Source organism: Tunturiibacter gelidiferens (assembly GCF_014201335.1).
Taxonomy (GTDB): domain Bacteria; phylum Acidobacteriota; class Terriglobia; order Terriglobales; family Acidobacteriaceae; genus Edaphobacter; species Edaphobacter lichenicola_E.
Genome location: NZ_JACHEB010000004.1, coordinates 1 through 26,372 on the forward strand (window position 1 = coordinate 1; position 26,372 = coordinate 26,372).

The window sequence follows — 26,372 nt, forward strand, 5'->3', positions numbered from 1 at the left end:
GGCGACAACATTCAGCTGGAGATCACGCTGCATACGCCAGTCGCGATGGAGAAGGGTCTGCGCTTCGCTATCCGCGAAGGTGGACGCACCGTCGGAGCTGGAACCATCAGCGAGATCATCAAGTAAAGAACGTGCACAGAGAAGTCTTTTCGTTGTTGCTGTTTTGAAAATCGAGGGCTGCCGGTACGTGCAGAAGTTCATGGCCGGCAGTTACTCCAAACGATCTTTGAGTAGCGTGAAAGAGACCTAAAATGGCTGGACAGAGAATCAGAATTCGTTTGAAGGCATATGACTACCGCGTGCTGGATACGTCGACCGGCGAGATCGTCGAGACAGCGAAGCGCACCGGAGCTCAGGTTGCGGGTCCCATTCCGCTACCGACCATGAAGAACAAGTACTGCGTTCTTCGCTCGCCCCACGTTGATAAGAAGTCGCGCGAGGCCTTCGAGATTCGTACGCACAAGCGATTGATCGATATCCTCGAGCCGACCCAGCAGACCGTAGATGCGTTGATGAAGCTGGATCTGCCTGCAGGTGTTGACGTCGAGATCAAGACGGTTCAGAAGTAAGAATCTTTCGGCGAAATGTTTCTGCTTTCGCTTATTAGAAGTATTAACCCGGCAGTGCTGAGCTGAAGTTCAGCATGATGAGGAAAGGAAGCTCCAATGTCAGTAGTAGGAATTCTCGGAAAAAAAGTCGGCATGACGCAGATCTTCGACGAGCGCGGTGATATTCATCCCGTGACCGTTCTGAAGGCTGGTCCTTGCGTGATCACTCAGCTGAAGACTCTTGCGAAGGATGGCTATGAAGCCGCGCAGATCGGCTACGTCGACTTCGTCAAGGCCTCCAAGGTCAACAAGGCGATGACCGGTCACTTTGCCAAGTCGGATGTTCCTCCGGTCAGGATGATCCGGGAGGTCGGCCTCGAAGCCGTGAAGACTGTTGAAGGTGAAGAGAAGGTCACGGCCAAGGCTGGCGACCGCATCCTGGTCGATATCTTCAACGACGAGCGGTTTGTCGACGTGATCGGAACCTCAAAAGGTCGTGGTTTTGCTGGTGTTATTCGTCGCCACGGATTCGGCGGCGGTCCCAAGTCGCACGGTCACATGTTCCAGGTGCAGGGTTCGATCGGAGCTTCGTCGTTCCCGTCTCGCGTATTCCCTGGCCAGCGTATGCCAGGCCATATGGGGGATGCGCAGATTACGGTTCGCAACCTACGTATTCGTGGGATCGATCTTGATGACAACCTTCTGCTTGTTGAGGGTGCTGTGCCTGGTCCACGTGATGGTTTCGTGCTGATCTCGAAGGCTAAGGCTCCGCCGCGTGAGCGTCGTGGATTCGCTGGAGCTGCAACAAAGGACGCTTTGAAGGCTTCCAAGAAGGCAGCACCGAAGAAGAAGTAAAGAGAAAAGCAAGAGAAGTCTTTTTGGTTGTAAAGCTTTTTTTAAACAAAGTTTTTGCTCGCCGCATCGATGGCGAGCGCAAAGAGAGAAGAACGATGGCAAACATCAACGTAGTAAATCTCGCTGGAGCCAAGGTCGGAGAGTTCGAACTCGTCGACGAGGTCTTCGCGGCAGAGATCAACGATGGGCTTCTTTGGGAGTCGGTCAAGCACTATCGTGCCGCTCTTCGACAGGGAACCGCAGCCACCAAGAACCGCAATCAGGTTTCCGGTGCGGGTAAGAAGCTTTGGAAGCAGAAGGGAACCGGGCGCGCACGTGTCGGTTCGATCCGCACCCCGCTTTGGCGTGGTGGTGGTACGGTCCATGGACCGAAGCCGCGCAGCTACGAGTACGCCTTCCCGCAGAAGAAGCTGATGGGCGCTCTCCGATCCGCGATCTCCGCGAAGATCAACGATGGCAAGTTCACCATCGTCGACTCGTTCGAGGTTGCCGAAGCGAAGACCAAGCACTTCCGCACCGCGCTGAACAAGCTCGAAGCAGGCAAGACGACTCTGTTGGTTGAGAGCAGCCGCAAGCTTGACGAGAAACTCTATCTTGGCTCGCGCAATCTGGCTGGCGTGGAGTTGGTTCTCAGCTCCGAGGTTCATCCCTACGATCTGCTCCGTTACGAGCACGCTGTGTTCTCGAAGGACGCCATCGAGGCTCTTCAGGAGACTCTCAAGAAGTTTGTATCGAAGCGCAGCAAAGCCGCCGCGCAGAAGGAGGTTGCGTAAATGCCAACCCTCTATACAGTCATTCGCCGCCCCCTCATTACCGAGAAGGGCATGACCGTCAAGGAGACGCAGAACACTCTGGTGTTTGAAGTCGCATTGAAGGCCACCAAGACCGAAGTCAAGCAAGCTGTTGAAACACTCTTCAAGGTCAAAGTTACTGGTGTTCGTACCTCGACCGTTGAGGGCAAGGAGCGCCGCCGGGGTAAATTTGCCGGTTTTCGCCCCGATTGGAAGAAGGCTTACGTTCGCTTGAAAGATGGCGAGAAGATGCCGGAGTACCTCAACAGTCTCTAAGCGCGAGTTTGTTTCGCAGCAACAGAATTCAGGACCGAAGCGCAGCTAAGCGATTAGCAGCGCGGGCAAGGGAATAAAGACGATGCCGATCAAATCATTTCGACCGATTACCCCATCACTCCGCTTCGCGACGAAGCTTGTCAACGATGACATCACGACGGACAAGCCTCACAAGCCGTTGCTCGGAGTCAAGCAGCGCACCGGCGGCCGCAACAACAATGGTGGCCTCACGATGCGTCACCACGGTGGCGGTCACAAGCAGAAGCTGCGCCTCATCGACTTCAAGCGCGATAAGTTCGGGATCCCCGGCACGGTCGCGACAGTTGAGTACGATCCGAACCGCAGCTCCCGCATCGCACTGATCCACTACGCGGACGGCGAGAAGCGCTACATCATTCAGCCGATTGGTCTCACGGTTGGGCAGTCGATCATGAGCGGCCCCGAGGCCGACATCCTCGTCGGCAACGCTCTGCCGCTGAAGTTCATCCCGACCGGAACGATTGTGCACAACATCGAGCTTCGTCCGGGCAAGGGTGCACAGATGGCTCGCTCAGCCGGCGCCCAGGTCAACCTGATCGCGAAGGAAGGCGATTACGCTCTTCTCAAGCTGCCTTCCGGCGAGACCCGCAAGGTTCTTGTCGAGTGCATGGCGACCATCGGTCAGGTTGGCAACACCGACCACGAGAACGTCACGATCGGCAAGGCGGGACGTAATCGCTGGAAGGGTATTCGCCCATCCAACCGCGGTGTCTCGATGAACCCTGTCGATCACCCGCACGGTGGTGGTGAAGGTAAGACCTCGGGCGGTCGTCACCCAGTAACGCCTTGGGGCCAGCCGACTCGTGGATACAAGACCCGCAACAACAAGCGTACCGATGTGTTCATCGTGAAGCGCGGTACGAAGTAAAACAACGGCTTTTCAGCAAATGTATTTGTTCTAGTTTTGGTTCCGCAGCAAAGGGCAACACCAAGTCTCGCAAACAAGAGATTCGTCGTATCCAGCATCGCAACAAGAAAGTCGGAGCTTAGCAAAATGTCACGTTCAGCAAAAAAAGGTCCTTTCATTGACGATCACCTCATGAAGAAGATTGTGGGGATGAACCAGGTCAATGACAAGAAGGTACTGCGCACTTGGTCGCGCCGGTCCACGATTCACCCGGACTTCGTCGGTCACACCATTGCCGTGCACAACGGTCGCAAGTTCATTCCGGTGTACGTGACGGAGAACATGGTGGGCCATAAGCTCGGAGAGTTTTCGGCAACCCGCACCTTCAAGGGCCACTCCGCGCGTGCGGCTGAGACCTCCGCGAAGCCCAAATAAATCTGGGCTGATCGTTTGCAGTTAGGTAAGACCGCGAGCCCGCGGCAACGGTTGTCGGGCAGCGAAGCAGAAGTTTTGAAGGACGAAGATTATGGCTAAGGCAGCAGAAAAAATCAGAGAGTTCCGCGCAGAAGCTAAGTTTCAGCGCACCAGCCCGCAGAAGGCGAAGCTTGTCCTTGATCTGATCAAGGGACTACGCGTCGAGCAGGCGCTCAATACCGTTCACTTCAGCACCAAGCGAATGGCGCCCGTGGTTGAGAAGGTTCTGCGTTCGGCGATTCAGAACGCGACTTACGTCTCGCAGGAGCAGGGGCTCGATGTAGACGTCGATAACCTCTACGTCCGTACCGCGATTGCGAACGAAGGTCCGCGCATGAAGCGTATCCGCCCTGCCCCAATGGGCCGCGCGTTCCGCTACCAACGCAGACTCGCACACATCATCGTGACGGTTGCGGAGAAGAAGTCGGCCACTGCGATCAGCGCAGCTGCTGATGCAACTCCGACTCCGGCAGCTAAGAAGGGCACCAAGAAGGCAGCCACCAAGACCGCGGCGAAGAAGCCCGCAGCCAAGAAGGCAGCCGCCAAGAAGCCAGCAACGAAAAAGGCCGCGAAGTAAGCGGGTTTCTTGTAAACTTAAAGTTTTGCACTACCGCCTACCGGCTCAACCGGAGAGGGCACGGAGTAAAGGGAAGCTATGGGACAGAAAGTCCATCCGTATGGGTTGCGCCTCGGCATCAACAAGCCGTGGAAGTCACGCTGGTTCGTGGAACGCGGCTATGACAAGCTGTTGGTCGAAGACGTCAAGCTGAAGGCTGAGCTGCGCGAGAAGCTGAAGGCTGCCGGTGTCAGCTCGGTTGAAGTCGAGCGACCAGGCAATAAGCTGCGCCTGATCATCCGCACTGCGCGTCCGGGCATCATCATCGGCCGCAAGGGCGCCGAGATCGACAAGCTCAAGGCCGATATTCAGAAGCGCACCAGTCGCGAGGTCTTCATCGACATTCTCGAGGTCAACAAGCCAGAGCTCGATGCTCAGCTGGTTGCCGAGAACATCGCGTTGCAGCTCGAGAAGCGCGTTAGCTTCCGTCGTGCGATGCGTAAGTCGGTTGACTCGGCGCTCCGCTTCGGTTGCAAGGGTATCAAGGTCCGCGTCTCCGGTCGTCTGAACGGAAACGAGATCGCCCGCTCCGAGTGGTATCTCCAGGGTCGTCTGCCGCTGCACACGCTGCGCGCTGACATCGACTACGGTTTTGCCGAAGCGCACACCACCTACGGCATCATCGGCGTCAAGACCTGGGTCTATCGCGGCGATATCTACGAGCAGAAGAAGCGTCGCGACCAGGGTGTTACGACTGGCGCATTCGCAAGCTAAGTGTTTCCCGGCCTGGCCGGAGTTTCCGGGGAGCGTGTTGAACGTATCCCTGAAAGAGTGAAGAGGGTTTCTTATGTTGATGCCAAAGAAGGTTAAGTTCCGCAAGCAGCAGCGCGGACGAATGAAGGGCAAAGCGTGGCGCGGCTCCGATCTCTCCTTCGGCGACTTCGGCCTGAAGGTGATGGAGTGCGGTTACATCACCGACCGCCAGATCGAAGCCAGCCGTATCGCGATGACACGTTTCATCAAGCGTGGCGGCAAGGTTTGGCTCCGTCTGTTCCCGGATAAGCCGATCACCAAGAAGCCTGCTGAAACCCGTATGGGTAAAGGTAAGGGCGCTCCGGATCACTGGGTTTGCGTTGTTCGTCCGGGCCGCATCCTGTTCGAGATGGAAGGCGTCACTCCGGAACTAGCCAAAGAGGCGATGCGTCTCGCGGCTCACAAGCTTCCGCTCAAGACCAGCTTCGTACAGCGCCACGATGTGAAGGCGACGGTTGTCGCTAAGTAGCTTTTAGTAGTGAAGGAAAAAGACAATGGAATTCGAAAAGATTAGCAATCTCAGTGACGAAGAGCTCAAGAGCGAGCAGGCCAAGGCCGGCGAGCAGCTCTTCCGCATCCGCTTCCAGAAGAGCCTCGGCAATAACGAAGGCATCAAGAAGCTGCGGACGCTCAAACTGGACATCGCCCGCATCAAGACCGTCGAACGGCAGCGCACTCTGGCTGCCGAAAAGGCCGCTAACCCCGTCGTCGCCAACGTTGCGCCGGCCAAGAGCACTCGCACCGCCCGCAAGAAAGCGAAGAAGGACTAATCATGGCAGATACAACCAACACGGCAGCCGCAACTCCCGAAGCTCAGACCTCGCGTCGCAATGAGAAGGTGGGTCTGGTCGTCTCGACCAAGATGCAGAAGACGATCGTCGTCGAGATCGAGATGCGCAAGGCGCACCCCAAGTACAAGCGCGTGATGAAGTCGAACAAGAAGTTCTACGCGCATGACGAGCAGAACTCGGCACGCGTCGGCGACGTTGTTCGCATCCGCGAGGCGCGTCCTCTGTCCAAGCTGAAGCGCTGGTCTCTCGAGGAGATCGTTCGCCGCTCTTCGCTTGCGCTGGCGGAAGAAAAGTCTGCGGCCGCTGTCGCTGCCGAAGCTAAGTAACTTTTAGCGTTTATTGAAGTTCAAGCCTGGGGCATGAGCCCCCGGCCGTGTCACCGCAGTAGATAGCCAGGAGAAGAACGATGTCAGTACAAATGAGAACAATGCTTGACGTAGCCGACAACTCCGGCGCGCGCAAGTTGCAGGTGATCCTGCCCCTCGGTGGTGGTCTCGGCAAGAAGGCAGGCCTCGGCGACGTCGTCACCGCAGCTGTCAAAGAAGCCTCTCCCGATGGCACCGTCAAGAAGGGTAAGGTCGTCAAGGCGGTGATCGTCCGGACGCGCAAGGAGTATCGCCGGCGCGATGGGACGTACATCCGCTTCGACCAGAACGCCGCTGTCGTCATCAATGATGCCAACGAGCCTGTCGGAACCCGCGTATTTGGACCCGTAGCCCGTGAGCTTCGCGAGAAGAAGTTCCTCAAGATAGTCTCGCTCGCGCCAGAAGTCATCTAGTCAATTTCTATTTTTCTATCGGAGTCCGACTCCGTGGTTTCACGATCGTCGAGGAAGAGAGAAGAGTTATGGCAGGCATCAAGATCAAGCGGAATGACAAGGTCGAAGTAATCGCAGGCAAGGACAAGGGCAAGCAGGGCCGCGTTCTTCGTGTCATCGCTGAAAAGAATCGTGTCCTGGTTGAGGGCGTCATGATGGTGAAGAAGCACGTGAAGCCAAACCCCCAGCGCAACATCAAGGGTGGTATCGCGGAGCAGGAGGCCACCATTCACATCTCGAACGTCATGCTGCTCGATGGCGATGGCAAGAAGACCCGCGTCGGATCGCGTTTCGAGGGTGACACGAAGGTTCGTTTCTCAAAGACCAGCGGCGCAACGATCGCAGAGAAGAAGAAATAAGCAAAGTTTGTTTCATGTAGCAGCAGTTCAAATCCTGTAACAACGGTTCACCCCACGCATCGGTACACGGGCTCCAACCCAACCCGGAAATCGTGGAGAAAGCGAAGAAAAATCATGGCAGCACGTCTGAAACAGAAGTACGAGAACGAGATCAAGCAGGCGTTGGGCAAAGAGCTCAACATCACCAACGCCATGGCGATCCCGAAGCTCGAGAAGATCGTCATCAACATGGGTCTCGGCGAAGCCACCCAGAACGTCAAGATCATGGATCCCCTAGTGGCCGATCTCGCCTCCATCGCTGGCCAGAAGCCTGTGACGACCAAGGCGAAGAAGTCCATCGCCGCCTTCAAGGTGCGCGAGGGCATGCCGATTGGTGCGATGGTCACCCTTCGCGGCGATACGATGTACGAATTTCTTGACCGCCTCATCTCGATCGCTCTTCCCCGCGTCCGCGACTTCCGCGGCGTTTCTTCGAAGAGCTTCGATGGCCGCGGCAACTACACCCTTGGCCTCCGCGATCAGCTGATCTTCGCTGAGATCGACTACGCCAAGGTCGACAAATTGAAGGGTATGAACGTCACCATCGTCACGACGGCGAAGGACGACAACGGTGCCCGCGCCCTGCTGAAGAGCTTTGGTATGCCCTTCCGCGTTGGAGCATAGTTCACGAAGCCAGGCCCACGGGCCTCGAACAGATTTGCACAAAAGATAGAGAGCAAAACACATGGCAACTACAGCAAAGCGCGTCAAAGACGCAAGGAAACCGAAGTTCAAGTCTCGCCAGCACAACCGCTGCCAGCTCTGCGGTCGTCCTCGCGCGTTCCTTCGCAAGTTCGGCGTATGCCGTCTCTGCTTCCGTTCGCTCGCCCTCAAGGGAGAAATTCCGGGCGTTGTGAAGTCGAGCTGGTAGAATAAAAGAATTCGTGTGCGGCCTAAGTCGCGCACTTACTCCAGAGACCTCATCAGGGCGTCAGCTTATGGTGCAGAAGTCTGGACGTATCACCCGAAACAGACATTCCCGCTGGTTCTTGCGAGAGACACTCGTGAGCGAACGGGGGATGAAGGAGAATGAATGAACCTCACCGATCCAGTAGCAGACTTTTTGACTCGCATCCGTAACTCCATCCGTGCGCGTCACCAGAAACTCGACGTCCCCGCATCCAAGCTCAAGGCCGAGATTGCCCGCATCCTCAAGGAAGAGGGCTATATCGCGAACTACAAGCCGACCGAAGAGAATGGCATGAAGGTTCTTCGCGTTTACTTGAAATACGGCCCGAACAACGAGGCTGTTATCCGCGATCTGCAGCGTGTGTCCCGTCCCGGTTGCCGTGTGTACCTCGGCCGTGACGAGATCCGTCGCGTTCAGGGTGGTCTTGGTATCTCCATCATGACGACCCCTAAGGGCGTTATGACAGGTCGTCAGGCGCGTCGCGAAGGTGTTGGCGGCGAGATCCTCTGCGAAGTTTGGTAGTTCAGAATTAGCTTTCGTCATCTTTGCGATGGCAAGATAGAAAAGTTTTATCGGCTGCAGTGGAACGATCAGCATGAAGTGCTATCGCGACTCGCAAGCCACAAAAGGGATTTGTTATGTCACGTATTGGTAAGAAGCCGATCGCTCTACCCGCCGGCGTCAAGTACACGGTCAGCGAAAACGGCAACACCGTCCTGGTTGAAGGCCCCAAGGGCAAGGTTACTGCGATGCTGCCTGGCGGCATCACTCTCGTTCAGAAGGATGGTCACCTGGTTACGGAGCGTCAGACCGATAAGCAGGCTGCATTTCATGGACTCGCCCGCGCATTGGTTTTCAATGCAGTCACCGGTGTTACCACAGGTTGGACGAAGGATATCGACATCGTCGGTATCGGATACCGCGCTGAGTTGAAGGGCAAGAACATGGTGGTCTTCACCTTGGGCTACTCTCACCCCATCGAGTTTCCGCTCCCGACTGGCATTTCGGTTGAAATCGATGCGAAGCAGACGCACCTCACTGTCTCCGGCATCGATAGGCAGAAGGTAGGTCAAATTGCTGCCGACATGCGTTCCCTCCGCAAGCCCGACCCTTACAAGAACAAGGGCGTCCGCTACACCGGCGAGAAGCTGAAGAAGAAGGTCGGAAAGACCGGAGCCAAGTAGTCTGCGCTGCATGAGGAGTGAGCTGTGATAATTCACTCCTTATGCAGCCACCTAACATTAGTTTCAACAACCGAACGTCCTCAGTACTCTGGGTACGCTATTAGGAAGGAAAGTCAATCATGATTAATCCACGTCAGCGCAATGTGATCCGCCAGCGCGTTCACACCCGCATCCGCGAGAAGATGTCAGGTACCGCCGAGCGTCCGCGCCTCAACGTTTATCGCTCGCTCAACCACATCTACACGCAGCTCATTGATGATCTCAACGGAGTTACGATCGCCTCTGCCTCTTCCATGGGGAAGAAGACCGAAGAGAAGAAGTATGGTGGCAACATTGTCGCGGCTGCTGAAGTCGGCAAGCTGATCGCCGAGCGCGCCAAGGAAAAGGGCATCAAGAAGATTGTGTTTGACCGCGGTGGCTACCTGTATCACGGCCGCGTGAAGGCCCTCGCCGATGCAGCCCGTGAAGCGGGTCTCGATTTCTAAGGTTCCCACGGCGCCCTGATTGGCCGCCAGAAAGCTGGATAAGACATTATGGCAATGAAGAAAAAAATCGACGCGAACCGCCTCAACCTGAAGGACGAGGTCGTTTCGATCAACCGCGTCACCAAGGTCGTCAAGGGCGGTAAGAATATGTCCTTCGCCGCGCTGGTCGTCATCGGCGATCCGGCGGAAGGCGTAGTTGGCTACGGTTCAGGCAAGGCCAAAGAAGTTCCCCAGGCAATCCGCAAGGGGATCGAGTCGGCCAAGAAGAATCTGCACAAGGTCAATTTGACCGAGAGCACGATTCCTCACCAGGTTCTGGGCCACTTTGGCGCCGGCCAGGTGATGCTGAAGCCAGCTCCCGAAGGTACGGGCGTTATTGCTGGCAAGACGGTTCGCGCTGTGATGACCGCCGCTGGCGTGCAGAACGTGCTGACCAAGAGCCTCGGCTCGGCGAACCCACACAATGTCATCAAGGCTACGTTCGACGCTCTCATCCAGCTTCGCAATAAGGCCGAAGTCGCCGCCCTGCGCGGCAAGACGGTGGAAGAGCTCTAAGCTCAACCCTGTTTCAACAGATCTACAGGAGCTCTCTCATGGCTGACAACAACGCAATCGCCAAAATCAAGCTGCAGTACTTCCGTTCCAAGATCTGCACCCCGGTTAAGCACAAGCTCGTCATCAAGGGCCTCGGCTTTACCCGTCTGAACCAGATCGTCGAACGCGAAGACACACCATCCATTCGTGGCATGGTCGCAAAGGTTCCACATCTCGTCCGCGTCGTCGACTAATCGCGATTCGGCATAACCTACCAAACCCGTCAGGGCAAATTCATAAGCGAGTCGGCGAAGGGCAGAAGCTGCTTCGTCGGCGTTAAGCGAGGAAATAATGGCAATTCGTAATCTCTCCAATCTGCGCGCCCCTAAGAGGGCAAATGAAAACAAGAAGCGTGTCGGCCGCGGTATGGGTTCAGGCATGGGTAAGACATCAACCCGCGGACACAAGGGTCAGGGTTCCCGCTCGGGTTCCTCGCTGATGCGTGGCTTTGAAGGCGGTCAGATGCCGCTTCACCGCCGTCTGCCGAAGCGCGGCTTTACCAACATCTTCCGCGTTGAGTATCAGGTCCTCGGGCTTGATCGCGTTGCCGAGATCGTCGCTGCCGAGAATGTCACCGAGTTCACTCTCGACAAGATCATCGAGCTTGGCTTGCTCCGCAAGAAGGGCGCATTGATCAAGGTGTTGAATAACGGAGAGATCAAGACCGCTGTGACGGTTCACGCACACAAGTTTTCGAAGACTGCGCAGGAAGCGATCGAAAAGGCCGGCGGCAAGGCCATCCTCATTGGCTAAGTAGCATTTAGAATGATTGGCAGGCGAGGGCAATCGCCCTCGCATTGCCGTTTCACAGATCCCCAGTTTTACCCGAGGTTCCTGCACCCGATGTTCGAGAAAATCGCAAACATCTTCAAAATTCCTGATCTCCGCAAGCGTGTGCTCTTCACGCTTGGCATGCTGGCCGTATATCGCCTCGGCTCGCATATTCCTACCCCCGGTATCAACGCCGACATGCTCGCGCAGTTCTTCAATCAGAACTCCGGATCGGCACTCGGCCTCGTCGATCTCTTCTCGGGTGGAAACCTCCGGAAGCTGACAGTCTTTGCCCTCGGGATCATGCCGTACATTACGGCTTCGATCATCTTCCAGTTGCTCACCGTCATCTATGAGCCGCTTGCGAAGTTGCAGAAGGAAGGCGAACTCGGCCGCCGCAAGATTACGCAGTGGACGCGCTATGTGACCGTACTGCTTGGCATCGTGCAGTCATTTGCGATTGCTCTGACGCTGACCAACACAAGCACGGGCCAGTCGATGGTCACGATCTCCCGCGCAGCGTTCATCCCGCTGTGCGTCATCACTCTGACATCAGGCACTGCCTTCATCATGTGGTTGGGCGAGCAGATTACCGAGCGCGGCATTGGCAACGGTATGAGCTTGCTGATCTTCGCCGGTATCGTCGTGGGCCTGCCGAAGGGCATCGAGAATCTGTATGAGAAGGTTCGCGACAACGCGTGGGGAGCGCTAACACCGATCGCGGTTGTTCTCCTGGTTGTCGGCATGATCGCCGTGGTTGCGTTCATCGTCTTTGTGGAGCGTTCCGAGCGTCGCATCCCGGTTCAATACGCCAAGCGAATCGTTGGCCGCAAGATGATGGGTGGCCAATCCACGCACCTTCCACTCAAAGTGAACTCCGGCGGCGTGATGCCGGTCATCTTCGCCAGCTCGATTCTATCGGCGCCCTTGCTCTTTTCTGGCGCTCACATCTTCGGTTACTCGCTGCAGGACTCGTCCTTCTTTGGTCCGATCCTGCGGGCTCTGGCACCTGGTGAGCCATGGTACGAGCTGCTGCAGATGGTCGCGATCATCTTCTTCGCTTACTTCTACATCTCGATCGTGTTCCGTCCAGACGACATCGCCGATAACATGCGGAAGTACGGCGGCTTTATTCCAGGCATTCGTCCCGGCAAGCGCACGGCCGACTTTATCAACGATGTGCTGACCCGCATTACCCTGGTTGGCGCACTCTATCTCATCATCATCACGATTATTCCGCAGTTGCTGATCAGCGGAATACACTTCAACCACATCTGGCTTATCGGCTCGGTCTTCGACCGCCTGCCAACCTGGATGACTAACGGTCTTGGCGTCAACTTCTACTTCGGCGGAACCAGTCTGCTGATCGTTGTCGGCGTGGCTATGGATACCGTTCAGCAGATCGAATCGCAGCTCATCATGCGTCACTATGACGGCTTCACTCCCAAGAGTGGCCGCATCCGTGGACGCAAGAGCTGGTAGGAAGTTATCGCATTGACGACAAGCATCGTATCTGAGCCCGAGACGGCCCCGGCGGACAAGAACTTCCTGCCTGGGCCGGTACTCCTTTTAGGCGCGCCCGGCGTGGGCAAAGGGACCCAGGCTAAGGCTCTGATGGCTGCCTATGGCATCCCTCAAGTCTCGACTGGTGACATTCTTCGTGGCAATATCTCCAAGGGGACGGAGCTTGGCAAAGCCGCCAAGGCGCTCGTGGATCAGGGCATACTTGTCTCCGACGACCTCGTGAATCAGATGGTCGCGGGCCGGCTGAAGCAGCCTGATACGCAGCGCGGTTTTATTCTCGACGGTTTTCCGCGGACTTTGAATCAAGCGACCTGGCTTGATGCGCAGCTGTCCGCTGATACCAGCACTTTGCCCGTGGTTGCGATCAGCATCGTCGTCGAGTACGAGCAGCTGCTCCATCGCATCACTGGCCGCCGGATTTGCGGAACGGACCACATCTACAACATCTACTCGAATCCTCCGAAGGTCGCCGGCATCTGTGATATTGATGGCTCAGCTCTGGTTCAGCGTCCTGATGACTCTGAGGCTGTCTTCGCAGAGCGTATGAAGACCTTCGAAGCCCAGACGGCTCCTGTGGTGGAGCACTATCGCAAGCAAGGCCGCTTCGAGATCGTGGATGGAGATCGTGCAGTGGAAGACGTCACGGCTGGAATTAATGCCGCTCTCCATCGCCTTCGCCAAGCGCCAAATCAGTAACACTTGAGACGAACTGCACTATGGCTATCATGATCAAAACGGCACAGGAGATCGAGAAGATGCGGATCTCCGGTAAAGCTCTTCGCCAGGTCCACAACGCGATTGCGCCCCACGTCGTTCCCGGCGCTTCGACGATGGATCTCGAGGAAATTGCCGTCAAGAAGATCGCGGAGTTGGGCGCGATCGCGGCCTTCAAGGGATATCACGGCTTTCCTGCTGCTCTGTGCACTTCGGTTAATAACGAAGTTGTTCACGGTATGCCGAACGCCAAGCGGATTCTGGCCGAAGGCGATATTCTCTCGATCGACTGCGGAGTCATTATCGACGGATACTATTCCGACGCCGCTGTGACCTATCCGATCGGTAGGGTCAGCGCGGAAACGACCAAGCTTCTTGAAGTGACGAAATCCTCTCTAGAGAAGGCGATTGAGAAGTGTCAGGTAGGCGGACGCTTGGGCGATATCTCCGCGGCCGTTCAGGAACTCTGTGAAGCCGAAGGTTTTGGGGTTGTCCGGGAGTTCGTCGGGCATGGGATTGGACGTGCCATGCACGAAGATCCTCAGGTTCCGAACTTTGGCGCTGCAGGCAAGGGCCCTCGGCTAAAGGCGGGGATGGTACTGGCGATCGAGCCGATGATCAACGCCGGTGGACCTGAAGTACGCGTTTTGAAGGATGGATGGACGGCGGTGACCATCGATGGCAGCTATAGTGCCCACTTTGAGCATACGGTGGCCATCACGAAAGATGGCCCCCAGGTGCTAACCCGCTAGGAAAATAGACCCATTCTGGGGTACTATAAGAGATGCGGTGTGCGCAAGTGTATCGCATGGTAACTCTGGGTTGAGGAAAATGCTCAACTCATACAAGAAGTTGTGGAGATAAAAGGGGTTATCCTCTTCACCTCCAAAGGAGATCGTTTGTCGAAGGAAGATGCAATTGAAGTGATGGCGGTGGTTGTCGAAACCCTGCCGAATGCGATGTTCAAGGTCGAGCTTGAGAACAAGCACCAGGCCCTTGCACACGTCTCCGGACGTATGCGCAAAAACTTCATCCGTATCCTCCCCGGCGACCGCGTCGCGATTGAGCTCAGCCCATACGATCTCAACCGCGGCCGCATTGTCTACCGCTACAAGTAGGCATCGGCTACGGGAGCCCATCCCGTCTCCATCAATGGGTTGCTCAAGCGCATTTGCACTTGGGATAAGTCAGGGCATTTTCGCCCTGGCATACAGGTCGCTTGTCGAAAGGAATTAAATCCTTGAGACGCGTCCTCTGTTTGTCGGGTTCATGTTGCATAAAAGAAGGGAATCACAATGAAGGTTCGTGCCTCAGTAAAGAAGATGTGTGACAAGTGCAAGGTCATTCACCGCCGTGGCGTGGTGCGTGTTATCTGCGAGAACGCGAAGCACAAGCAGCGTCAGGGCTAAGACCATAAAGGTCTTTGCAATACCCAGCAGTACCGGCCCCGTCGGGCTAGTTAGCCGAAATCAAGGCTTGCGTTGAACCCGACGGACTCGCCGCAAACAGGCAATCCCGCTCTCGTGGCGAAGCTACGAAGCTCAACCGAAAAGGAACCCCATGGCACGTATTGCTGGAGTCGATGTCCCTAATAACAAACAGGCGCGCATCGGTCTCACCTACATCTTCGGAATCGGCGACTCTCGCGCCGCCAAGATTCTCGCGAAGGCGGATGTCGATCCGGTCGCGAAGGTCGGCACGCTCGACGAGGACGCGCTGAACCGCATCCGTCAGGTTATCGAAGCCGAGGGCCAGATCGAAGGCGATCTCCGCAAGGACATCTCGCTCAACATCAAGCGCCTCATCGAAATTCAGTCCTACCGTGGCCTCCGCCATCGCCGCAGCCTTCCTGTCCGTGGCCAGCGCACCCACACAAACGCTCGCACCCGCAAAGGCCCACGTAAGGGAACCGTTGCCGGTAAGAAGAAAGCGACGAAATAAGACATGGCGAAGACACAGAATACGAAGGGCGCAGCAAAGCCCGGCAAGAATAAGAAGTTCAAGAAGCGCGAACGCAAGAATGTTCCATTTGGTCTCGTCTTCATTCAGGCGTCGTTCAACAACACGATCGTTACCATCACTGACCAGATCGGCAACACGCTGAGCTGGAAGTCGTCCGGTTCGCTTGGCTTCCGTGGTTCTCGTAAGGGGACTCCGTTTGCAGCGCAGCAGGCCGCCGTCGGTGCAGCCAACGCAGCCCGTGACCACGGTGTCCGTTCGGTCGATGTGCGTGTCTCCGGTCCCGGCTCCGGCCGTGAGTCCGCGATTCGTGCTCTCGCAACCACCGGTATCGAGGTGCGCAGCATCCGCGACGTTACGCCCATGCCGCACAACGGTTGCCGTCCGCCGAAGCGCCGCCGCGTTTGATCTGTGGCACTTCTGATGAAGTCCGAATGCGCGCGCTGCAATGCAGATCTCGATGCAAACGGAATAGCCTTCATCTGTAGTTATGAGTGCAGCTTCTGTGCAACATGCGCTCAGGTTTTGAATGCAATCTGTCCCAACTGCGGCGGTGAGCTTGTTCTCAGGCCCCGCCGCACGCAAGACGTTACAACAACTGGATCGTGAAGAAGCGCTGCTCGCGCGTAAAGCGATCGTCACCCGAAGTCAGGAGTTATAAAAATGGCACGTTACACCGGACCCGTCTGCCGCCTCTGCCGCCGCGACGGCACCAAGCTCTTCCTCAAGGGAACCAAGTGCTTCTCGGAGAAATGCCCCGTCGAGAAGCGCAACTTCCCCCCAGGCCAGCACGGCCAGTCCCGCAAAGTGAAGAAGGTTGTCGGCTACGGTCTGCAGCTCCGCGAAAAGCAGAAGGCAAAGCGCATCTACTTCACGCTCGAGACTCAGTTCCGCGCTTACTACCAGAAGGCTTCGAACAAGACCGGCGTCACCGGCGAACTTTTGCTGCAGCAGCTTGAGACTCGTCTCGACAACGTCGCCTACCGTCTTGGTTTTGCGATGAGCCGCCGCCAGGCCCGTCAAGTCGTCCGTCACGGTCACCTTCAGGTCAATGGCCGGAAGGTCAACATCCCGTCCTTCCAGGTGAAGGTTGGCGATGAGATCGCAATCCGCGAGGGTTCGAAGGCTTTGGTTATGCTCGAAGAGGCGAAGAATTTTGCCGCCGGTCAGAACCAGGTTCAGTGGCTCGACATCAATCGCGACAATCTCTCCGGCAAGGTCATCGCTCTGCCGAAGCGCGAGGACGTCAACCTGCCCGTCAATGAGCAGCTGATCGTCGAACTCTACTCGAAATAAAGTCACCTTCAGTTTTCGTCTTGGACCTTGGTCCAGACTTAAGCGGTTTGTTTCGAAGACTTTGAAACACTTTATCCGGGGTGGGGGTCACACCTCACTCCGGCGTTGTAAAGCACAACCTAACCCGCAACAGCAACACCCCGCCATCTCGCAGAATGCATCGCGAGTGAGCCGGAAAAGGAGAAACACATGCTTTGGAGAGGTTTTCAAAAGCCCAAGCGTCTCGCAGTCGACACCGAAACCCTTACCGAAAAATACGGTAAGTTCTCCGCTCAGCCCTTTGAGCGTGGCTTCGGTACCACCATTGGCAACGCGCTCCGCCGCACCCTTCTGTCCTCGATCGAAGGCGCTGCCGTCACCGCTGTTCGCATCGAAGGTGTCCTGCACGAGTTCCAGTCCATCACCGGCGTCGTCGAAGATGCGACCGACATTATCCTGAACCTCAAGCAGATTCCGTTCAAGCTTGCTGGTGAAGGCCCCAAGGCTCTCTATCTTCGCGCCGACCAGGCCGGCGTCATCACCTCCGGCATGATCGAAGCTGATGGCGACGTCGAGATACTCGACAAGAACGTCTACATCTGCACCGTCTCCGAAGGTGGCAAGATCGACATGGAGATGCGCCTGAAGCGCGGCCGCGGCTACATCTCGGCTGATAAGAACTTCGACGGCGACCTCGGCCTTGGCTTCATTCCGGTCGACTCTGTCCACTCGCCCGTTCGCAAGGTTAACTATCTCGTCGAGGCTGCACGTCTCGGTCAGATCACCGACTACGACAAGCTCACGGTCGAGATCTGGACGAACGGCACCGTTCTTCCTGCGGATGCGCTCGGACTCTCCGCGAAGCTGCTGAAGGATCACATGACCATCTTCATCAACTTTGAAGAGGAGATGGAAGCCGGTCACGACGGCCTGCACGATGGTCCAGCCCTGCGTAACGAGAACCTCAACCGCTCGGTCGAAGAGCTTGAGCTCTCCGTCCGGAGCTACAACTGCCTGAAGAACGCCAACATTGCCACCATCGGCGAGCTCATTCAGAAGACCGAAGCTGAGATGCTGAAGACCAAGAACTTCGGCCGCAAGTCCTTGAACGAGATCAAAGAGATCCTCGCGCAGATGGGGCTGTCCCTCGGCATGAAGATCGACGAGAATGGCAACCCGCAGCCCGGACCCACCTCCGTTCTGCCCGCAGCCACCCTCGCCGCCAGCTTCGGCAACTTTGATGACGATGATGACGAAGACGAAGATGAGGACGAAGACCTCGACCTCGTCGGCAGTGAGCCAGAGAACTTCTAACCAAGCTTGCGGCGGTGGAATCAACTCCACCGCCGCAGCCTCTAGATGAAAACGCGAGCGCAAGCCGCGTACAGCAAAGCCCTCGGGCAGCTTTACCCGCGCAGTGTTTCAACAGAGCGCACATTCTAAGCAGTACCGACTCACGGCCAATGCCGAGTCGAAGGAGATCATCGATGCGTCACCGTAATGCAGGATACAAACTAGGCCGCAACACCAGCCATCGCCGCGCCATGCTGCGCAACCTCGTCACCTCCGTCATCCTGATGGACCGCGTCGAGACAACCATCACTAAGTGCAAAGCCACTCGTCCTCTCATCGAGAAGATGATCACCCTCGGCAAGCGCGGCACTGTTCACGCACGCCGTCAGGCCGCTGCTTACCTGATGACGCCTGAGTCGGTCGACCGCCTCTTTGCGACCGTGGCTCCGCGCTACGCTGCACGCCAGGGTGGCTACCTCCGGATCACTCGCCTCGGAGCCCGTAAGGGTGACGCCGCCGAGATGGCTTACATCGAACTCCTCGGTGCCGAGCATGAGCTCAACGAAAAGGCTCAGAAGCGCTCAGAAGCCCGTACCAAGAAGCGCGAAGAGCTTGCCAAGCAGATGGAAGAGCGCGGCGAAGGCGAAGCCGGCGACCCGAACGCAGAAGCATAAAGTTAAGCGAAAATATTGAGCAAAGAGGCGCACCTTGTGGGTGCGCCTCTTTCATTTTCGCAATGCCAGAAGAAATTAGCCGCTGTGTACCATGACACGGTTTTTCCCGGCGCGCTTGGCAGCGTAAAGAGCCTCGTCAGCGAGCTCCACCAACTGAAATCCGCTCTCGAGCGACTCGTTCACGGAAGCCATTCCCACACTGATGGTCAGTGGCTCATTCTCCCAGTCTTCGGTAGCGACTCGCTGCATGACGCGCCGGGCGAGTCCCATGGCGCTCTCTTCTCCGCTCTCCGGCAGCAGAACCACAAACTCCTCGCCGCCATATCGTGCAGGCAAGTCGGGCAGCCGCACCGTCGTTCGCAGGATCATGCCAAGGCGACGCAGGACTTCATCGCCGGCTGCGTGGCCCCATCTGTCGTTGATCGTCTTGAAGTTGTCGACGTCGATCAACAACACCGAAAGCTCTCGCTTCCTCCGCCGCGCGAGCGAGAACTCCATTATCAGCCGCTCTTCAAAGGATCTGCGATTACGCAATCCTGTGAGCTCGTCGGTGACGGCTAGCTTCCGTAACTGATCATTGGCATCTTCAAGTTCGCGGTGGTAGCGTTCCAGCTCGGCGTGATGAGCTACCTCCTCCGAGACATCCACGGCTACTCCGGCCAGCAACACGTTTCGTGCAGAATCATGACAAGGAAACTTGAAAGATCGCAACGAACTGACCGATCCGTCTGAGTTCCGGATAAGCTCCTCGGTCTCGACCATCTTTCCGCCGGCCATGACCTCGAGATCATGAGTTCGCATCGACTTTGTGAGTTTTCTCGACCAGAGCTGCTCGTCGGTCCGCCCCAGCCACGCGTACTCACTTACGCCAAATCTCTGAGCGAAGCTGCGGTTGTAAAACAGCAATCGTCCAGCAGCATCCTTGATATAGCTTAGGAACGGGCTCGCGTTCATAAACGCGCGAAAGAGCTCTTCACTTGCCTTCAGTCCCGCGCTCGCTCTTTCTTTGTCCGCCAGCGCTTGTTCCAGCGCTTTGCGTTGCACCACTGCTTCCAGCCGAAGACTGATCTGCCGCCCCAGAATCTCGAGCGCTTCCATCTGATCCTCACTTAGGATCCGGGGAGCCATATCAATCACGCAAAAGGTCCCCATCGGCTCATCGTCTGAGTTATACAACCCGACGCCGGCGAAAAAACGGATCGCCGGATCCCAAGTCACCAGAGGATTGCTCGAAAATCGCGGATCCGTCAGGGCGTCGTTCACCATGAAGAGGCCATTCTGCCGGACTGCATGCGCGCAGAAGGCTACCTCTCGCGGTGTCTCTCCCATCTTCAGATCGTCAGACGCGCGAAACCACTGGTGCCGCTCATTGAGGAGCGTCACCAGGCCAATTGGAGTTCCGCAGAGACAGGCAGCAAGTCGTACAAGTTCGCCACATTCAAACTCTGGCTGGGAGTCCAACAAATCACGTGTCCAGATCGCCCTTAAACTAGCGGCTTCGGCTTCTGTTCGACGCAACGTCATCTATCACCGTAAAATCAAAATAAGAATAACTTTGGTGACTTGCATACGCCAGAAGCAATTTCAAGTGCTTACGAAAGTAACCCGACGTCTTATTCCCATTGTGGGAATAGAAGGTGAAGATAATCGATTTATCTAGAGGTCAGACCAAAAATCTTCTCGTTTTGGGCCCTTACCTTGCTGATACCTGCCCCCTGCACTAATCTAGAAACAATCATGTATGAAGACTTCAAAGTAACCGACCGCTGGACCGGAGAAGACCTTCACTGCGTTTGGAAGGGGACGATGGTGGCTATCGCGACGCGGCATGCCGATGCCACCGACATCCGCTTCGCCGTCAACGACAGACCCGTCTGGATCTCTATGCCGAACCTGGCGTGGGTCGAACAGAAGCGTCGTACCGGCTTCGTCATTACGGATTATCTTGCGGCTCAGGCCGCCGGGCGGTATCTGCTGCACGCCGTCAAGTCCGGTTACGACAATGGCCGGGAGATGTACACCATGACGGTCGATGAGGTTCTCGAACACGCCAGCGCCGTCGTAAAAGAAGCTGGCCGCACCGACAATCTTCCCAGCCTTCCCGTCATCAACCCGGATATCCGGGCCGAGGACGAGTTGGGCATTCATCTTCCAGGCGAACCAGCATAACCTCCCAGGGGTTTGGCCCATGTTCTCGCGCCGCCGATTTCTTGTCCTGTTTCCTGCCTTTACGGCGTCGGCACGTGCCTTTGCGACGTGGCCTACACGCAAGAAGAAAGCCGCGCCAGCTCCGGTTTATGTCTTCTTCGGAACCGACACGACTAAAGGAGTGTCCAAAGGTATCTACCGGTCAACCTTTGATTCAACCCATGGCCAGTTATCTTCGCCAGAGTTGGTTGCAGCCACGGCCCGGCCATCCTTTCTTGCGTTGGCGCCTCCTGGTTCGGGCCACAGCGCGCTTTATGCGGTCAATGCGATTAATGATCCCGCTGCGACCGTTACGACCTTTGCGCTGGACCCGGGAACATGCAACCTTCGTCAGATCGGCCAGGTGCCCTCCGGAGGAGCCGGGCCGGCTTGTGTCTCGGTGGACTCTACCGGCCACGCCGCGTTCGTGGCTAACTACACCGGTTCCTCTATCTCTTCTTATCGAATTCAGTCCGACGGCACGCTTAGTCAGCCGGTAGAACGCCTCGATTTTAAGAATCGTCAGAAGTTCGGAGAACCTGGACCGAACTCCGCCCGCCAGCAGGATCCGCATCCCCACTGCGTCACCATCTCACCGGATGATCGCTTCCTCCTGGTCTGCGATTTAGGCACAGACCATATCGCAGTTTTTTTTATTCATCCCGAAACTGGCACGCTCTCCGACCCACACCTGTTCACCAATGAGCGTCCGGGTTGTGGACCACGCCATGTCGTCTTCCACCCCAATAGCCGGTGGGTCTACTGCATCAATGAGATGGAATCCAGCATTGATCGCTGCCTCTGGACTGCGACGCGTTTCAGTAATACGCCGCAAGGCCTTTTGGTTAATTCCACTTTCTCGATCAAGACCATCGCGCCCGAATTTCCCTCCGACAAGAACACGGCTGCTGAACTTGCAGTCTCTCCTGACGGCAATTTTCTCTACGCCAGCAATCGCGGGGAGAACACACTGGTTGTTTTCTCAATCAGCACGAAGAATGGTGATCTTACGCTTGTGCAGCGGATCTCCTGTGGCGGCAAGACTCCTCGCCACTTCACCCTGGACCCGACAGCACAGTGGGTCATCTGCGGGAACCAGGACTCCGCAAACGTGACGGTCTTTCGTCGTGATTCCGCAACCGGGATGCTCTCTGGCCCGGTGCAGACCCTCGCTCTGGACTCGCCTCTGTTCACCCTCTTTGCCTAGACGTAAACAGAGGCGTCGCGTCTTGTTAGCTCTTAGGCAACGTCGCCATGTCGATCACGAACCGGTACTTCACATCCGATTTCAGCACCCGTTCATACGCTTCATTCAGCTTGTCGACTGAGGTAAGTTCAATGTCGGAGACGATGTTGTGGTCTGCGCAGTAGTCGAGCATCTCCTGGGTTTGATTCATCCCTCCGATGCCCGATCCGGCGAGAGAGCGCCGATTGGCCACAACAGAGAATGGAGCGACTGACAACGGGATTTCAGGAAGGCCAACGAGACAGAGAGTTCCATTCAAACGCAAGAGGTTCAGGTACTGATTGACGTCGTGCGGCGCTGAGACGCAATCGAGGATGAAGTCGAAGCTGCCCGTGTGCTTGCCCACGGCGGCAGCATCTTTCGTCACGACTACCTCGTCTGCGCCTAGCTTCTTCGCGTCTTCGATCTTGTTTTCGGAGGTGGTGAATTGGACTACGTGCGCGCCAAACGAATGAGCGAACTTCAGGCCCATGTGACCGAGCCCGCCCAGGCCTATAACGCCTACTTTGCTGTTCTTGCCCACCTTCCAGTGGCGAAGCGGTGAGTAGGTTGTAATTCCTGCGCAGAGGAGGGGAGCCACTGCTGCGAGATTAAGCTTCGGCGAGACTGTGTGGACGTAGTACTCGTGCACAACGATGTTGTTGGAGTAGCCACCATAAGTGACCTGGCCTGAGTAATCGCTTTTGTTATAGGTTTCGACTGCGCCCTTCAGACAATATTGCTGCTCGTCTGCCTTGCAGTTCTCGCATTCGCGGCAGGAGTCGACGATCACTCCGACAGCGGCCAGATCGCCTACCTTGAACTTCTTCACGTCACGTCCAACAGCCGTCACGTGCCCGACGATCTCATGTCCCGGCACCATCGGATAGATGGACCCGCCCCACTCATCCCGCGCCTGGTGAATGTCCGAGTGACAGATTCCGGAGTAGGCAATCTCTATCACTACATCGTTCGCGCCTGGCTCACGCCGTTCGAAGCTAAAAGGAGCCAATGGCGACTTCTTATCGTGTACAGCATATCCGCGTGATTTCATTTCTCAATCCTCAATTGTCCGAACTGGATGCCAAGCATTTATTGGAGACGGTTGCCACTGATCGGAGTCTTCGCCTCACTTTGTCGAATTACTCGTCGTAGTGCAGCAGACTCAGTACGTCATACTGTTGGAATTTATCGCGGCCCTTCAGGAAGTCGAGCTCGATCGCAAAGCCAAGTCCGGCGATCTCGCCGCCCAGCTGTCGCACGAGCTCGACCGTTGCCTGCATTGTGCCACCAGTTGCCAGAAGATCGTCCACGATGACGACACGCTCTCCCGGCTGAATAGCATCCAGATGAATCTCCAGGGAGTCAGTGCCATATTCGAGATCGTAGGTGACGCGGGCGGTTGGGGCAGGCAGCTTCTTCGGCTTGCGAACGGGCACGAAGCCGGCGTTCAGCCGGTAGGCCAGTGCTGGTCCGAAGATAAATCCGCGCGCCTCGATTCCCAACACAAGATCGATCTCTTTTCCGATGTAGTACTGTGCGAAAGCGTCGATCAATGTGGCGAACCCCGCCTTATCCTTCAGCACGGTCGTAATGTCGTAGAAGAGAATTCCAGGCTTCGGAAAATCGGGTACAGTGCGGATCAGAGTCTTCAGTGGTTCGCAGTTAATCGGTAGTGTCATCAGTCCTTACCAGGCTCCTTCGATCTCAAATGGCCCGAGCTGCGCGCCTTCGCTCTCGACCAGTTCCTGTTCCTCTACGGCATCAACGCGGCTGCCGCGCGAACCCTTTCGCAGCGCATCCTTCAACTCAGTAAGCTCTTCAGGTTTACCCGCCGCGACGATCTCGACGTGACCCTGATCTGTGTTTCGGACCCATCCCCGCAGTCCGAGCTCCGCTGCCTCCTGGTGTACGAACCAGCGAAATCCGACTCCCTGCACGCGACCCTTTACGAGGTAATGGAACACCATGGAGCCTCCAGTGTCGCAGAGCGGATACACGCACGCAAGGCGTTGAAGACGAAAGAAAAGGCGGAGCCAGGGACTCCGCCTTTTCTGTAAACGATCTTGTTACGCCCTGCTCATGTAAGCGCCTTCTGCAGTATCCACGCGGATCTTTTCACCTTCGTTGATAAAAGCAGGTACCTGCACGACGAGTCCTGTTTCGAGCTTTGCAGGCTTGGAGACCGACGACGCTGTCGCGGACTTGATTCCCGGCTCAGTCTCCATGACTGTCATCTCGACTACGCCTGGGAGCTCAATGCCGACAGCCTTGCCGTCGTGGAAGCTTACGTTGATCGAAAGATTGGGCAGCAGATAGTCAACGGCATCGCCGAGCGTGTCGCGCTTCAGCATCGTCTGCTCGAATTTGTCATCCATGAAGTAGTACTCATCGCCGTCGTTGTACAAAAACTCCATCTTCACTTCGTCAACGATTACGCGATCAATTGGGTCCGGCGAGCGAAAACGCTCGACGAACATTGCGCCAGTGCGCACGTTGCGAAGTTTGGCCTGGATGAAGGCCCGAAGATTGCCGGGGGTGCGGTGCTCCACCGAGAAAACCAGGTGAAGATCGTCCTTGAACTTGATAACCATGCCCGGGCGCATCTGCGTTGCGGGAATCGACATAAGAGAAAACCCCTGATCTGTGCTGAATTCAGCTGTTTTGGTGTGGGCGTCGACGATATCTGCCAGCGAGCCTACAACCTTTTAATTGTAGCGCAGCGAGCCTGTTTTCGGCTCTGTCGGACCAGGAATGCCGGGGCGATCAACTTCCAAAGATCTTTCGGAAGAATCGTCCAATTGCATGTCCGAAACCGTGCCGTGGAGGGGTTGCGGCAGGAGTGCTGGCCGCCGTCTGACTCTGAGGGGCAGTTGCCGTCGCGGTGGTGGTCGCGCTCTTTGCCTCGGGAGTCGCCGGCGGCGGCGTGGTGCTATCCGGACTGTCGCCGGAGTTCAGCGTCGCGGAAACCTGCTCGTGCAATGCACCGGCGGGCGCCTCCGGGACCGGTGCCGGGGCTAACCCCGCGCTTATAGCTGCTGGAAAAGGGTGCAGTTCCGCCGCAGTCTTCGCATCACCCGTGGTTCCGGCATTGCCGGCGTTTAGAAGCGCATCGGCAACTGTCATCGCAGGCTCCGGAGGACATCCGCACGAGGAGCTTTCATGATCGACAACCTCTTTGAGGCTGCCGTGTTCGAACAGCACATGCTGTCCCGCCTTCAGTTCGTACGACGCCTCGCCGAACTGGTCCGCAATGTTGAGCACGGGTGCCTGGGCTCCGCGATTCTCTACGCAGGTATCGCCATTCTTCGTTACCCGGAGCTGCAAATCGAGAGGCCCGTCCCCACGCATCGTAAACCGCAGATCCGGCGTCATCACCATATCCCTCGTCGTCGCGGCCATTTGTACTTCGATGGCCCCTCGATCGAGCGCCAGCATCAGCGGCGCAGAACCAGCGGCGTCTTGTCCTGAGGTCAGATGTAGCCCGCTGGTGGCGCATACGCGCACTGTTCCACCACGTTTCAACTCAATCTCAGCCGTGTGGTCTCTTGCCGTGACGGTCGTATTCCCCACGAGAATCGCGCGCCCGTTGTTTATCTCAAGCGCCCCGGCGATGTTGGCGTTCTGCACGCCTACTGTGCCAATCGGCTGCTGAGCCCACGCAACTCCGCACCCGATTGTGAACACGAGAATCAGCCGACGCACCATCATCGCCCCACGCTACATCTTCAGGAAGTTTTGAATGATTTGTTTGCCGTGGATGGTCAGCACGCTCTCGGGGTGGAACTGCACCCCTTCGATTGGCAGCTCCCGATGCCGAAGCGCCATAATGGTCTCCCCATCCGCGGTCCGCGCCGAAACCTCGAGTTCCTCGGGCAGTCCTTCGTCGGTCACGATCAGCGAGTGGTACCGCGTGCAGGTCATAGCAGACGGAATGCCTTTGAAGATGGTCTTTCCGTCATGCTCGACCTCACTGGTCTTGCCATGCATCAGCTTGGGTGCGCGCACTACATTGCCGCCAAACGCTGCGCCGATCGCCTGGTGCCCCAGACAGACTCCAAGAATAGGCACCCTGGGCCCACCTGCCTCGGCCAAAGAGGCGAAGTGCTTGATCAGCTCGATGCTGATCCCCGCATCCTGCGGCGTGCAAGGGCCCGGCGAGATCAGGATCCTCTCCGGCCGGAGTGCCTCAACCTCCGCCGGCGACAGCTCATCGTTGCGCCGAATCACCATCTCGGCTCCAAGCTCACCCATGTACTGCACCAGGTTGTAAGTAAACGAATCGTAGTTGTCCAGAACGAAGACCATAGCAATCTTTAAATTCTACGCCCGAGGCAGTGCGCAATTGTCGAATTCGACGGTTTGTCGGGCT

At 56.7% G+C, this 26,372-nt stretch carries 41 protein-coding genes and 1 pseudogene; 35 read left to right on the forward strand and 7 right to left on the reverse strand.

Translation table 11 applies throughout. From position 1 onward, the window contains the following. The 33 genes and pseudogenes from tuf to rplQ form a co-directional block, all read left to right on the forward strand. Positions 1–126, forward strand: a pseudogene (gene tuf, locus HDF14_RS08730) (elongation factor Tu); the annotation flags it as partial. A gap of 125 nt (positions 127–251) precedes the next feature. After that, positions 252–569 (forward strand): 30S ribosomal protein S10, encoded by a 318-nt coding sequence (rpsJ, locus tag HDF14_RS08735; RefSeq protein ID WP_013581294.1) that lies wholly within the window; start codon positions 252–254, stop codon positions 567–569. Positions 570–665: 96 nt separating this feature from the next. Further along, positions 666–1,403, forward strand: a complete 738-nt coding sequence (gene rplC, locus HDF14_RS08740) for a 50S ribosomal protein L3 (protein ID WP_183975618.1) — start codon at positions 666–668, stop codon at positions 1,401–1,403. 95 nt (positions 1,404–1,498) lie between these two features. Then, entirely contained in the window at positions 1,499–2,176 is a 678-nt protein-coding gene (gene rplD / locus HDF14_RS08745; protein ID WP_183975619.1) for a 50S ribosomal protein L4, read from the forward strand. After that, positions 2,177–2,470 (forward strand): 50S ribosomal protein L23, encoded by a 294-nt coding sequence (locus tag HDF14_RS08750; RefSeq protein WP_183975620.1) that lies wholly within the window; start codon positions 2,177–2,179, stop codon positions 2,468–2,470. It begins immediately after the preceding gene. 82 nt (positions 2,471–2,552) lie between these two features. Further along, the gene (gene rplB, locus HDF14_RS08755) at positions 2,553–3,377 is read left to right on the forward strand and encodes a 50S ribosomal protein L2 (protein WP_183975621.1); all 825 of its coding nucleotides are present in this window, start codon (positions 2,553–2,555) and stop codon (positions 3,375–3,377) included. A 126-nt stretch (positions 3,378–3,503) separates the two neighbouring features. After that, positions 3,504–3,791, forward strand: a complete 288-nt coding sequence (gene rpsS / locus HDF14_RS08760) for a 30S ribosomal protein S19 (RefSeq protein WP_158943398.1) — start codon at positions 3,504–3,506, stop codon at positions 3,789–3,791. A 91-nt stretch (positions 3,792–3,882) separates the two neighbouring features. Continuing rightward, positions 3,883–4,407: a 50S ribosomal protein L22 gene (gene rplV / locus HDF14_RS08765; protein ID WP_183975622.1), complete on the forward strand. Its 525-nt coding sequence runs from the start codon at positions 3,883–3,885 to the stop codon at positions 4,405–4,407. A 78-nt stretch (positions 4,408–4,485) separates the two neighbouring features. Further along, the gene (gene rpsC / locus HDF14_RS08770; protein WP_158943402.1) at positions 4,486–5,160 is read left to right on the forward strand and encodes a 30S ribosomal protein S3; all 675 of its coding nucleotides are present in this window, start codon (positions 4,486–4,488) and stop codon (positions 5,158–5,160) included. Positions 5,161–5,233: 73 nt separating this feature from the next. Further along, positions 5,234–5,668, forward strand: coding sequence for a 50S ribosomal protein L16 (gene rplP, locus HDF14_RS08775; protein WP_179636956.1), 435 nt, complete (start codon positions 5,234–5,236; stop codon positions 5,666–5,668). 25 nt (positions 5,669–5,693) lie between these two features. After that, on the forward strand, positions 5,694–5,969 hold the full coding sequence (gene rpmC, locus HDF14_RS08780; RefSeq protein ID WP_020715225.1) for a 50S ribosomal protein L29: 276 nt from the start codon (positions 5,694–5,696) through the stop codon (positions 5,967–5,969). 2 nt (positions 5,970–5,971) lie between these two features. Continuing rightward, entirely contained in the window at positions 5,972–6,316 is a 345-nt protein-coding gene (gene rpsQ / locus HDF14_RS08785) for a 30S ribosomal protein S17 (RefSeq protein WP_179636960.1), read from the forward strand. 80 nt (positions 6,317–6,396) lie between these two features. Continuing rightward, positions 6,397–6,768: a 50S ribosomal protein L14 gene (rplN, locus tag HDF14_RS08790; protein WP_158790617.1), complete on the forward strand. Its 372-nt coding sequence runs from the start codon at positions 6,397–6,399 to the stop codon at positions 6,766–6,768. A gap of 68 nt (positions 6,769–6,836) precedes the next feature. Then, the gene (gene rplX / locus HDF14_RS08795) at positions 6,837–7,166 is read left to right on the forward strand and encodes a 50S ribosomal protein L24 (protein WP_221304621.1); all 330 of its coding nucleotides are present in this window, start codon (positions 6,837–6,839) and stop codon (positions 7,164–7,166) included. A 114-nt stretch (positions 7,167–7,280) separates the two neighbouring features. Further along, the gene (gene rplE / locus HDF14_RS08800; RefSeq protein WP_183975623.1) at positions 7,281–7,829 is read left to right on the forward strand and encodes a 50S ribosomal protein L5; all 549 of its coding nucleotides are present in this window, start codon (positions 7,281–7,283) and stop codon (positions 7,827–7,829) included. 61 nt (positions 7,830–7,890) lie between these two features. Then, positions 7,891–8,076 (forward strand): type Z 30S ribosomal protein S14, encoded by a 186-nt coding sequence (locus tag HDF14_RS08805; RefSeq protein ID WP_020715220.1) that lies wholly within the window; start codon positions 7,891–7,893, stop codon positions 8,074–8,076. A gap of 162 nt (positions 8,077–8,238) precedes the next feature. After that, positions 8,239–8,637 (forward strand): 30S ribosomal protein S8, encoded by a 399-nt coding sequence (gene rpsH, locus HDF14_RS08810; RefSeq protein ID WP_183975624.1) that lies wholly within the window; start codon positions 8,239–8,241, stop codon positions 8,635–8,637. 116 nt (positions 8,638–8,753) lie between these two features. Beyond that, positions 8,754–9,299: a 50S ribosomal protein L6 gene (rplF, locus tag HDF14_RS08815; protein ID WP_183975625.1), complete on the forward strand. Its 546-nt coding sequence runs from the start codon at positions 8,754–8,756 to the stop codon at positions 9,297–9,299. 119 nt (positions 9,300–9,418) lie between these two features. Next, entirely contained in the window at positions 9,419–9,784 is a 366-nt protein-coding gene (rplR, locus tag HDF14_RS08820) for a 50S ribosomal protein L18 (RefSeq protein WP_158943420.1), read from the forward strand. Positions 9,785–9,832: 48 nt separating this feature from the next. Beyond that, positions 9,833–10,339, forward strand: coding sequence for a 30S ribosomal protein S5 (gene rpsE, locus HDF14_RS08825; protein WP_313899529.1), 507 nt, complete (start codon positions 9,833–9,835; stop codon positions 10,337–10,339). Positions 10,340–10,377: 38 nt separating this feature from the next. After that, the gene (gene rpmD / locus HDF14_RS08830) at positions 10,378–10,572 is read left to right on the forward strand and encodes a 50S ribosomal protein L30 (protein WP_183975627.1); all 195 of its coding nucleotides are present in this window, start codon (positions 10,378–10,380) and stop codon (positions 10,570–10,572) included. 97 nt (positions 10,573–10,669) lie between these two features. Then, the gene (rplO, locus tag HDF14_RS08835; protein ID WP_179585620.1) at positions 10,670–11,131 is read left to right on the forward strand and encodes a 50S ribosomal protein L15; all 462 of its coding nucleotides are present in this window, start codon (positions 10,670–10,672) and stop codon (positions 11,129–11,131) included. A gap of 90 nt (positions 11,132–11,221) precedes the next feature. Then, the gene (gene secY, locus HDF14_RS08840) at positions 11,222–12,631 is read left to right on the forward strand and encodes a preprotein translocase subunit SecY (protein ID WP_183975629.1); all 1,410 of its coding nucleotides are present in this window, start codon (positions 11,222–11,224) and stop codon (positions 12,629–12,631) included. A 12-nt stretch (positions 12,632–12,643) separates the two neighbouring features. After that, positions 12,644–13,369 (forward strand): adenylate kinase, encoded by a 726-nt coding sequence (locus HDF14_RS08845; protein ID WP_221304622.1) that lies wholly within the window; start codon positions 12,644–12,646, stop codon positions 13,367–13,369. A 20-nt stretch (positions 13,370–13,389) separates the two neighbouring features. Continuing rightward, positions 13,390–14,139, forward strand: coding sequence for a type I methionyl aminopeptidase (map, locus tag HDF14_RS08850; protein WP_183975631.1), 750 nt, complete (start codon positions 13,390–13,392; stop codon positions 14,137–14,139). A 147-nt stretch (positions 14,140–14,286) separates the two neighbouring features. Beyond that, the gene (gene infA / locus HDF14_RS08855) at positions 14,287–14,505 is read left to right on the forward strand and encodes a translation initiation factor IF-1 (protein WP_013581270.1); all 219 of its coding nucleotides are present in this window, start codon (positions 14,287–14,289) and stop codon (positions 14,503–14,505) included. A gap of 177 nt (positions 14,506–14,682) precedes the next feature. Beyond that, positions 14,683–14,796, forward strand: coding sequence for a 50S ribosomal protein L36 (gene rpmJ, locus HDF14_RS08860; RefSeq protein ID WP_158790629.1), 114 nt, complete (start codon positions 14,683–14,685; stop codon positions 14,794–14,796). Positions 14,797–14,947: 151 nt separating this feature from the next. Continuing rightward, on the forward strand, positions 14,948–15,328 hold the full coding sequence (gene rpsM / locus HDF14_RS08865) for a 30S ribosomal protein S13 (RefSeq protein WP_179585614.1): 381 nt from the start codon (positions 14,948–14,950) through the stop codon (positions 15,326–15,328). Between the two features lie 3 nt (positions 15,329–15,331). Further along, complete coding sequence (gene rpsK, locus HDF14_RS08870) at positions 15,332–15,754, forward strand: 30S ribosomal protein S11 (RefSeq protein ID WP_183975633.1); 423 nt, start codon at positions 15,332–15,334, stop codon at positions 15,752–15,754. Between the two features lie 15 nt (positions 15,755–15,769). Beyond that, entirely contained in the window at positions 15,770–15,955 is a 186-nt protein-coding gene (locus tag HDF14_RS27510; RefSeq protein WP_183975635.1) for a DUF1272 domain-containing protein, read from the forward strand. A 54-nt stretch (positions 15,956–16,009) separates the two neighbouring features. Next, the gene (gene rpsD, locus HDF14_RS08880; RefSeq protein WP_179585608.1) at positions 16,010–16,642 is read left to right on the forward strand and encodes a 30S ribosomal protein S4; all 633 of its coding nucleotides are present in this window, start codon (positions 16,010–16,012) and stop codon (positions 16,640–16,642) included. A 189-nt stretch (positions 16,643–16,831) separates the two neighbouring features. Then, positions 16,832–17,935: a DNA-directed RNA polymerase subunit alpha gene (locus HDF14_RS08885; protein ID WP_183975637.1), complete on the forward strand. Its 1,104-nt coding sequence runs from the start codon at positions 16,832–16,834 to the stop codon at positions 17,933–17,935. A gap of 173 nt (positions 17,936–18,108) precedes the next feature. After that, complete coding sequence (rplQ, locus tag HDF14_RS08890; RefSeq protein WP_183975639.1) at positions 18,109–18,588, forward strand: 50S ribosomal protein L17; 480 nt, start codon at positions 18,109–18,111, stop codon at positions 18,586–18,588. Positions 18,589–18,663: 75 nt separating this feature from the next. Here rplQ and HDF14_RS08895 read toward each other — a convergent pair whose 3' ends face one another. Then, entirely contained in the window at positions 18,664–20,112 is a 1,449-nt protein-coding gene (locus HDF14_RS08895) for a GGDEF domain-containing protein (protein ID WP_183975642.1), read from the reverse strand. Between the two features lie 213 nt (positions 20,113–20,325). On the opposite strand from HDF14_RS08895, the gene HDF14_RS08900 reads away from it, so the two are divergent. Both HDF14_RS08900 and HDF14_RS08905 read left to right on the forward strand, forming a co-directional pair. Beyond that, a complete protein-coding gene (locus HDF14_RS08900; protein ID WP_183975643.1) occupies positions 20,326–20,757 on the forward strand; it encodes a hypothetical protein in 432 nt (143 codons plus the stop codon). A 19-nt stretch (positions 20,758–20,776) separates the two neighbouring features. After that, positions 20,777–21,982, forward strand: a complete 1,206-nt coding sequence (locus HDF14_RS08905; RefSeq protein ID WP_183975644.1) for a lactonase family protein — start codon at positions 20,777–20,779, stop codon at positions 21,980–21,982. A gap of 25 nt (positions 21,983–22,007) precedes the next feature. Here the strand turns inward: HDF14_RS08905 and HDF14_RS08910 are convergent, their stop codons facing one another. The 6 genes from HDF14_RS08910 to HDF14_RS08935 form a co-directional block, all read right to left on the reverse strand. Then, positions 22,008–23,054 carry an NAD(P)-dependent alcohol dehydrogenase gene (locus tag HDF14_RS08910; protein ID WP_183975646.1) on the reverse strand — a complete coding sequence of 349 codons (1,047 nt, stop codon included), beginning with the start codon at positions 23,052–23,054 and terminating at the stop codon, positions 22,008–22,010. Between the two features lie 88 nt (positions 23,055–23,142). Further along, the gene (locus tag HDF14_RS08915) at positions 23,143–23,682 is read right to left on the reverse strand and encodes an adenine phosphoribosyltransferase (RefSeq protein WP_183975648.1); all 540 of its coding nucleotides are present in this window, start codon (positions 23,680–23,682) and stop codon (positions 23,143–23,145) included. 6 nt (positions 23,683–23,688) lie between these two features. Continuing rightward, positions 23,689–23,970 carry an acylphosphatase gene (locus HDF14_RS08920; RefSeq protein WP_183975650.1) on the reverse strand — a complete coding sequence of 94 codons (282 nt, stop codon included), beginning with the start codon at positions 23,968–23,970 and terminating at the stop codon, positions 23,689–23,691. Between the two features lie 99 nt (positions 23,971–24,069). Beyond that, the gene (efp, locus tag HDF14_RS08925) at positions 24,070–24,627 is read right to left on the reverse strand and encodes an elongation factor P (protein ID WP_183975653.1); all 558 of its coding nucleotides are present in this window, start codon (positions 24,625–24,627) and stop codon (positions 24,070–24,072) included. Positions 24,628–24,766: 139 nt separating this feature from the next. After that, the gene (locus tag HDF14_RS08930) at positions 24,767–25,711 is read right to left on the reverse strand and encodes a nuclease (protein ID WP_183975654.1); all 945 of its coding nucleotides are present in this window, start codon (positions 25,709–25,711) and stop codon (positions 24,767–24,769) included. A gap of 9 nt (positions 25,712–25,720) precedes the next feature. Next, entirely contained in the window at positions 25,721–26,308 is a 588-nt protein-coding gene (locus HDF14_RS08935) for an anthranilate synthase component II (protein WP_183975656.1), read from the reverse strand. Positions 26,309–26,372 lie beyond the last annotated feature (64 nt).